Below are 7,210 nucleotides of genomic sequence, written 5' to 3' on the forward strand. Positions count from 1 at the left end.
CCCGTGGTATGTATGGTGATCGACGTGCAGTTGAGGTACAGCTTCCGCCTGTACCCGAACGGCCCCCAACGTGCAGCGCTGGCCAGGGCGTTCGGGTGTGCGCGTGTGGTCTACAACGACGCGCTCCGCGCCCGTGAGACCGCCCGCGCATGCGGCGAGGCGTTCCCCAAGATCGGGGACCTGTCCAAGTTGCTGATCACCGAGGCGAAGAAGACCGACGAGCGGGCCTGGCTCGGCGACGTTTCGGCCGTGGTGCTGCAACAGTCCCTCCGGGACCTGGACACCGCGTACCGGAACTTCTTCGACGGGCTCAAGGGCAAGCGCCCCCGCATGGGAGTACCCCGGTTCAAGTCCCGCAAGAACCCGCGCCAGGCCGTCAGGTTCACCGCGAACGCCCGGTGGAAGATCACGACTGGCGGAGACCTGTCCTTGCCGAAGATCGGAGACGTGCGGGTCAAGTGGTCCCGCAACCTCCCCTCCACGCCGTCCACCGTGACCGTGATCAAGGACGCCGCCGGAAGGTACTTCGCCTCGTTCGTGGTCGAAACCGAACCCGGAACGCTTCCCGATACTGAACAGGTCGTCGGCATCGACCTCGGGTTGGGGCACTTCGCCGTCCTCTCCGACGGCACGAAGATCGACGCGCCCCGCTTCCTCCGCAGGGCCGAGAAGAAGCTCAAGCGCGCACAGCAGGCCCTGGGCCGGAAGGCCAAGGGCAGCAACAACCGGGACAAGGCCAGGGTCAAGGTCGCTCGCGCTCACGCACGGGTGGCCGACGCACGGCGGGAGTTCCACCACCAACTTTCCACCACGCTGATACGCGATAACCAAGCGGTCGCGGTGGAAGACCTGGCGGTGAAGGGCCTCGCCCGCACGCGCCTGGCCAAGTCCGTGCATGACGCCGGTTGGTCCGCTTTCGTCGCGATGTTGGAGTACAAGGCCGCCAAGCTCGGCCGCACCTTCCACCGCATCGCACGCTTCGAGCCGACCTCTCAGGTCTGCTCGGCCTGCGGCGTCAAGGACGGTCCCAAGCCCCTCCACGTCCGCATCTGGACGTGTGAGGCATGCGGAACCGTCCTCGATCGCGACATCAACGCGGCGGTCAACGTCGCCAAGGCCGCCGGACTGGCGGTGACAGCCTGTCGAGCGCAGGTAAGACCGGAACCTCTGGTCCCGGCACAGCGCGGTGAAGCAGGAACCCACCGAGACGGTCAGCCGACCGTGGTAGGAATCTCCGCCCTTTAGGGCGGGGAGCGGAAGTCAATCGCAGTGGAAGCAGGAGGGCGGAGGCGGCAGGCCCACCATCACCGTCGGCTCGGTCGGCCTCGACGGCGACTTCATCCGCGCGTTCGCGGGCGAGGGCGCCCCGGCCCGGGGCATCGACGACCTCCTCGACCGCTTGGAGCGCGACGAGTTCGACCTGGTCGCCGTCGGCCGGGCCCTGCTCCAGGACCCGGAGTGGGCGGCGAAGGTCCTGGGGGACCGGTTCGATGAGCTCAAGCCGTACGATGCGGTGGCCCTGAAGTCGTTGAGCTGAGCGCGCCGTTGAAGGGCACCGGTGCTGACCGGTGCCCTTCTGGCGGCCCGAGCTGGCCTGGCGGTCCGATCCAGCCTGGCGGCCCGAGTCAGTGGTCCTTCGCTGCCTGATTGCGGAAGGTGATCATCCGGTCGGGCTCGATCCGGGCCCACGGCAGCCCGCTCATCCAGCTGTCCCAGGCCTGGCGTCCGTACACCTCGATCAGGAGCGACGCCAGGCCCTCGTCCTTGGCCGGGTTCACCTCCCGTGCCGTGCCGTGCACCGTGATCTGTAGCCGTTCGCCGTCGATGACCGAGGCGGAGACGGCGGGGCGGGCGCGGATGTGCCGGAAGCGGAGGGAGTCGGCGCCCGAGCCGAAGTGGAGGTGGCCCCGGTAGAAGAGTCCGTCGACCGGGCCCACCCGTGGCTCGCCCCGGGCCGTCGTGGTGGCCAGGGCCATCACGCGCATCGCGCCCAACTCGGTGACCACACCCGCGGCGTCGAGACGGCGGTCCTCGGTGACGATGGAGCGGAGGTGCGGGCCCGCCGCGGCATACGAGGCGTCGAGTAAGCGCTGGAGGCGCTGTAGGTCTTCAGGGGTCTCATGCATGCCGTCAGTCTGCACCCGGGACCCGGACCCGAGCCGGGCCGGGCCGGTCAGGGGGTGAGGTCGTCGAACTGGTCCAGGAGGGCATCGGCCGGGGTGGTGTCCGGGATGGTGAACTCGCCGTTGTGGAGGGGCTGTTCGGTCCAGATGACCTTGCCCGCCGGGGTGTAGCGAGTGCCCCAGCGCTGGGCGAACTGCGCCACCAGGAACAGGCCGCGCCCGTCCTCGTCGGTGGCCCGGGCCCGCCGCATGTGCGGGGAGGTGCTCGAGCCGTCGGAGACCTCGCAGATCAGGCTGCGGTTGTGAAGGAGTCGTACCTTGATGGGCGGCGCCCCGTACCGGATCGCGTTGGTGATCAGCTCGCTGAGGATCAGCTCCGTGGCGAACCCGATCTCCTCGAAGCCCCAGTCCCGCAGCTGCGCCCCGCACTGCGCGCGCACCGGGGCCACCGCCGCCGGATCCGGCCGCACCTCCCACTCCGCCACCTTCGACGGGGCGACAAGGCGGGTGCGCGCCACCATCAGGGCGACGTCGTCGGACGCGTGCTCCGGCAGCATCGCATCGAGCACCGCCTGGCAGGTGTCCTCCGGGGTGCGGGCCGGTTCGCCCGCGAGGACGTCTTGCAGCTGGCCGAGGCCGACGTCGATGTCCCGGTCCCGGCTCTCGATCAACCCGTCCGTGTACAGGACGAGTTGTGAGCCCTCGGGCAGTTGCAGCTCGGTGGTTTCGAAGGGATGGCCGCCCAGGCCGAGCGGCAGCGACGCCGGCACGTCCGGATGGGTGACGGAGCCGTCCGGATGGACCACCGCGGGGCCGGGGTGTCCGGCCCGGGCCACCGTGCACCGCCCGGTCACCGGATCGTAGATCGCGTACAGGCAGGTCGCCCCGGTGACCTCCTTGCTCTCGCGCGCCCGCGGACCGTCGTCGGCGGGGTCCTCCTCGCTGTCGATGCGGGCGACCAGGTCGTCGAGGCGCCCGAGGAGCTCGTCCACCGGCAGGTCGAGGGCGGAGAAGTTGTGCACCGCGGTACGCAGTCGCCCCATCGTGGCCGCCGCGTGCAGCCCGTGCCCGACCACGTCGCCGACCACGAGCGCCACCCGGGCGCCGGATAGCGGGATGACGTCGAACCAGTCCCCGCCCACCCCGGCCTCCGCCGGGAGATACCGCCAGGCCACCTCGAGCGCGTCCTGCTCGGGCAGCGCGCGCGGCAGCAGGCTGTGCTGAAGGGTCACGGCCATGGCGTGCTCCCGGGTGAACCGGCGCGCGTTGTCGATGGCCACCGCCGCCCGCGCCGCCAGCTCCTCCGCGAAGGACAGGTCCTCCTCCTCGAAGGCCGGGGTATCCCCTGACCGCCAGAAGTTGGCCAGGCCGAGGACCACGCCCCGTGCCTGGAGCGGCACCGTCACCAGGGCGTGCACCCCGTACTGCTGTGCCTTGCGCGAGCGGTCCGGGTTCTGCTTGTGCCAGTCGCGCACCGAGGCCAGGTCGGTCTCCAGGACCGCCCGCCCAGACTCCAGGGCGCGCATCTGGGGCGACGCCGCCACGAAGGTGATCGTCTCCCCGACCGGGTACATCGCCCGCACCTCGGGAGGCCCGCCGCTGAACGCGGCCCGACGCAGGCCCGTGGTGCCGCTCGGCTCGTCGCCGCGCAGGACCGGCTCCATGAGGTCGACGGTGACCAGGTCGGCGAACCCGGGGACGGCCACGTCCGCGAGCTCTTCCGCGGTGCGCTCCACGTCCAGCGTGGTGCCGACCCGTACGCCCGCCTCGTAGAGCAGCATCAGCCGCCCCCTGGCCATCTCCGCGCGCCCGGTGACGGCCGCGAGCTCCGTGGTGTCCCGCAGCGTCACGACACTGCCCGCGGAACCGCCGTACGGGGCCGTGGGGCGGATGTTCACCGCGAGCAGGCGGTCACCGGCCGGATACACCTCATCGGTGACCGGCTCACCCGAGGCCAGGAGCCGCGTCATCGTCGCGTCGAGCCCCAGCTCCCGCACGTGCCGCCCCTCCACGTCCGCGGGCAGCTCGAGCAGGCGGCGCGCCTCGTCGTTGACCAGCTGGATCCCGCCGTCGGCGGTGGTGATCAGGACGCCCTCGCGGACCGCGTGCAGCACCGCTTCGTGGTGCTCATACATCCGCGTCATCTCCGCCGGGCCGAGCCCGTGCGTCTGCCGCCGCAACCGCCGCGACACCAGGCCCGCCCCGGTGGTGGCCAGGACGAGCGCGGCCGCACCGGCGACGAAGATGATCGGCATGTGCCGTTCGCCGAGGCCGGTCACGCTCTGCACGGTGAGCCCGGCGGACACCATGCCGACGACCTTGCCGTCCGCATCGGTCACCGGGACCACGGCCTGGACCACTTCGGTCTGTACGCCGCGCCGGACGGGCCCCTCGGCGCTCTCGACGGTGGTACGGCCGGCGAGCGACGGTTCGATGGTGCCGATGAACTTCTGTCCGATCCGGGCCGGGTCGGGGTGCGTGATGCGGGTCCCCGTCGTGTCCATCACCACGAGGAAGTCGACGCCCGCCTTCTTCCGGGTCACCTCGGCGCGCGGCTGAAGGACTGCCGTCGGATCGCGGCTGTCAAGCGCCTCCAGCATGCCCGGAGCGTTCGCGAACGCCTCGGCCGCCGCCACCGACTGGAGCTCGGCCTGGTGCTCGCTGTCGGTCTTCGCCTGGAGCACCATGGCCGTCACGGCGGCCGCGACCAGGAGCACCACGATCACGACCTGGAGCACGAACACCTGCCCGGCGGCGCTGCGCATATTCAGCAGGGAGCGCAGTCCTGAGGGCGCGGCGGCGCCTGGGCCCGTCCCCGGCGGCCGCACACGCGGCTCATGCCGGTGCCGGCGGAAAATCCCCGTCATAGCCCATGCCTAACACCAATGTCGGCCGTGCGGCACGACGCCGACGGTCCGAGCAGACATTCCCCGGCAAACCTACTCAGCTTTACCGGGCCTCAGGAACCCCAGGGAGCTCACGGATCTCACGGATCTCGGACTCCTCCGGCTGGTGCTCGCACCGGACCGCATGCGGCCACTGTACGAACCTCCCATTGGCGCACTCCACGAGGTGCCGCCTGCCGTGGGCGAGCACGCCGTGGGGCCGTAGCCCGGTCAGGCTCGCGGTCGTGTACGCGGCGCTCAGGCTGCCCAGGTCGTGCACGATGCCGATGCTGAAAAGCGACTGGGTCTCGGCGATGGCCTCATGGTCGCCCGCCCGGATCACCACGCGCATCTCGGGCGCGACCGCTCGTACGGCCACGGAGACCGCGATGTTGTCCAGATCGTCGGAGGCGACGGCGGCCATGGCCCGGGCCTTGGGGAGGCTGAGCCTGCGCAGCACGAACTTGTCGGTGGCGTCCCCGATGACGACGGGCACGCCGAGCGCCCTGGCCAGGCGCAGGTTGGGGGCCTTCGGGTCGCGTTCCACCGCGATGACCCCGATACCGAGCTCCTGCAACCGGGTGCACAACCGCAGACCCACCTGGCCGAACCCGACGACCACCACATGCCCCGCGCGCGGCAGCGCCCGGGAGCCCACCATGCCGATCGAGCGCGGGGCGAGCAGCCGGTCGACCATTCCGGCGGTGAAGACCGCGGTGAAGACGATGGTGATGAGCATCGCGAGGCTGGCGAACACCAGATACGCGGTGGAGCCATGCGATGCGGACACCGGGCCGACGGTCGCCACCGTCCGTACCGCCTCGAAGAGGGCCTCCACCGGCGGCCGGTGATGGAACACCACGGTCCACACCCAGTCCGCGACGAGCACCGCGAACAGCCCGGCGAGCCCGAACAGCATGATCCGCGAACTGCCGTCGTGCGGCCGCAGCTGGCCCCGGATCTTCCCGAGCCGGGCCTGGTACTTCACCGAGCGCGACGGCCGGTACGTCTCCAGACGTACGGTGTCGTCCTGCCACCGGGCGCCGACGTGACCCGAGGACGTCGGATGGAGCGCCAGCAGGTCGGGCTGGAGACAGGCGGCGAGCAGCACCGGAGCGGCGACCTCGGCCGGGGACGTGACCTGGCAGTTCGGGACCACGCGCACGAGTTGCTCGGCCACGGTCCGGTCGAAGACGGTCACCACCAGCGTGATGCCCGGCCGGAGGTGCTCGACGGCGAGCGCGTAGCGCAGGGACTCGGCATCCTCGTCGAGGAGGATCGCGACACCGGCCACCTCACGGTCCAGGGCCTGGCGCAGGTCGGCGTCCGTGGGCTGCGCCAGGTGACGCACCACGTGTCCCGCCGATCGCAGGGAACCACAGACCCTGCGCGCCGACTCGCGGCCGATCACCACGAAATGCCGCGGCCGCGCTCCGCCGAGAGCAAGCGGAGCACCGGAAGCGTTCTCCGTGCCGTCGGGTCTTTCAGAAATCTCGGATGTCTCAGATGTCTCAGATGTCAAGGACGCAGACATCAGTAATCACTGGTCAACTTCCAGGGGACGGTGGTGGGTTGGGCAGCTTCGCCGGTACGCCCACGGAAGCGCGATCGCGCAGGACGCCAAGAGAGCAAGAGAGGGAGAGCGCCAGGACTCGCCGGCCCTCAACGAGGGCCACCCTGGCCGTTCAACGGCGCCGAGGGTCGCCCGGCGGCTCGCGTACCCCGACCGTATGAGCGGCCCCGCGACCGCACCATGGACAGATGCCAAACTCCCGGAGATCCGGGTTCATACATCTGCTCAACACCCATTCCGCGATCATGCCCTACGGTCTTGCCTCTGAATTCGTTGCGCGAATGCCCCACAGGGCCACCGGTGCGCCTCGCCCGCATCCACCGCGCCGTGCCCCGAACTCCTTCGATCGCTAGGGAACCCATGAGCGCGCAACCGACCACCAAGGTGGCCGCAGATCCTGACCACCCCGCACAGCCGCCGTCTCCCGGCGGCGACGGGCTCAAGGCCGGGCTGAAGAACCGGCACTTGTCCATGATCGCCATCGGCGGCGTCATCGGCGCCGGCCTGTTCGTCGGCTCCGGCGCCGGGATCGCTGCGGCCGGGCCCGGCATTCTGATCTCGTACGCCCTCGTCGGCCTGATGGTCGTCCTCGTGATGCGGATGCTCGGCGAGATGGCCGCCGCCAATCC

Annotated in this window: 4 protein-coding genes and 2 pseudogenes; 3 read left to right on the forward strand and 3 right to left on the reverse strand. The window is 70.6% G+C overall.

Annotation, left to right across the window (positions count from 1 at the left end; translation table 11 throughout):
• The first annotated feature begins 24 nt into the window (after positions 1-24).
• Both ACWD10_RS25015 and ACWD10_RS25020 read left to right on the forward strand, forming a co-directional pair.
• Positions 25-1,245 (forward strand): RNA-guided endonuclease InsQ/TnpB family protein, encoded by a 1,221-nt coding sequence (locus ACWD10_RS25015; RefSeq protein WP_451094634.1) that lies wholly within the window; start codon positions 25-27, stop codon positions 1,243-1,245.
• Between the two features lie 46 nt (positions 1,246-1,291).
• A pseudogene (locus ACWD10_RS25020) lies at positions 1,292-1,537 on the forward strand (12-oxophytodienoate reductase); the annotation flags it as partial.
• Positions 1,538-1,625: 88 nt separating this feature from the next.
• Here ACWD10_RS25020 and ACWD10_RS25025 read toward each other — a convergent pair.
• From ACWD10_RS25025 to ACWD10_RS25035, 3 genes are all read right to left on the reverse strand, one after another.
• Positions 1,626-2,126, reverse strand: coding sequence for a pyridoxamine 5'-phosphate oxidase family protein (locus tag ACWD10_RS25025; protein WP_451094610.1), 501 nt, complete (start codon positions 2,124-2,126; stop codon positions 1,626-1,628).
• A gap of 47 nt (positions 2,127-2,173) precedes the next feature.
• Positions 2,174-4,888 (reverse strand): SpoIIE family protein phosphatase, encoded by a 2,715-nt coding sequence (locus ACWD10_RS25030; protein WP_451094612.1) that lies wholly within the window; start codon positions 4,886-4,888, stop codon positions 2,174-2,176.
• Positions 4,889-5,072: 184 nt separating this feature from the next.
• Complete coding sequence (locus tag ACWD10_RS25035) at positions 5,073-6,362, reverse strand: NAD-binding protein (protein WP_451094614.1); 1,290 nt, start codon at positions 6,360-6,362, stop codon at positions 5,073-5,075.
• 579 nt (positions 6,363-6,941) lie between these two features.
• Between ACWD10_RS25035 and ACWD10_RS25040 the strand changes: the two are divergent.
• Positions 6,942-7,210: pseudogene (locus ACWD10_RS25040) on the forward strand (amino acid transporter); the annotation flags it as partial.

The organism is Streptomyces sp. NPDC002851 (genome assembly GCF_053591935.1).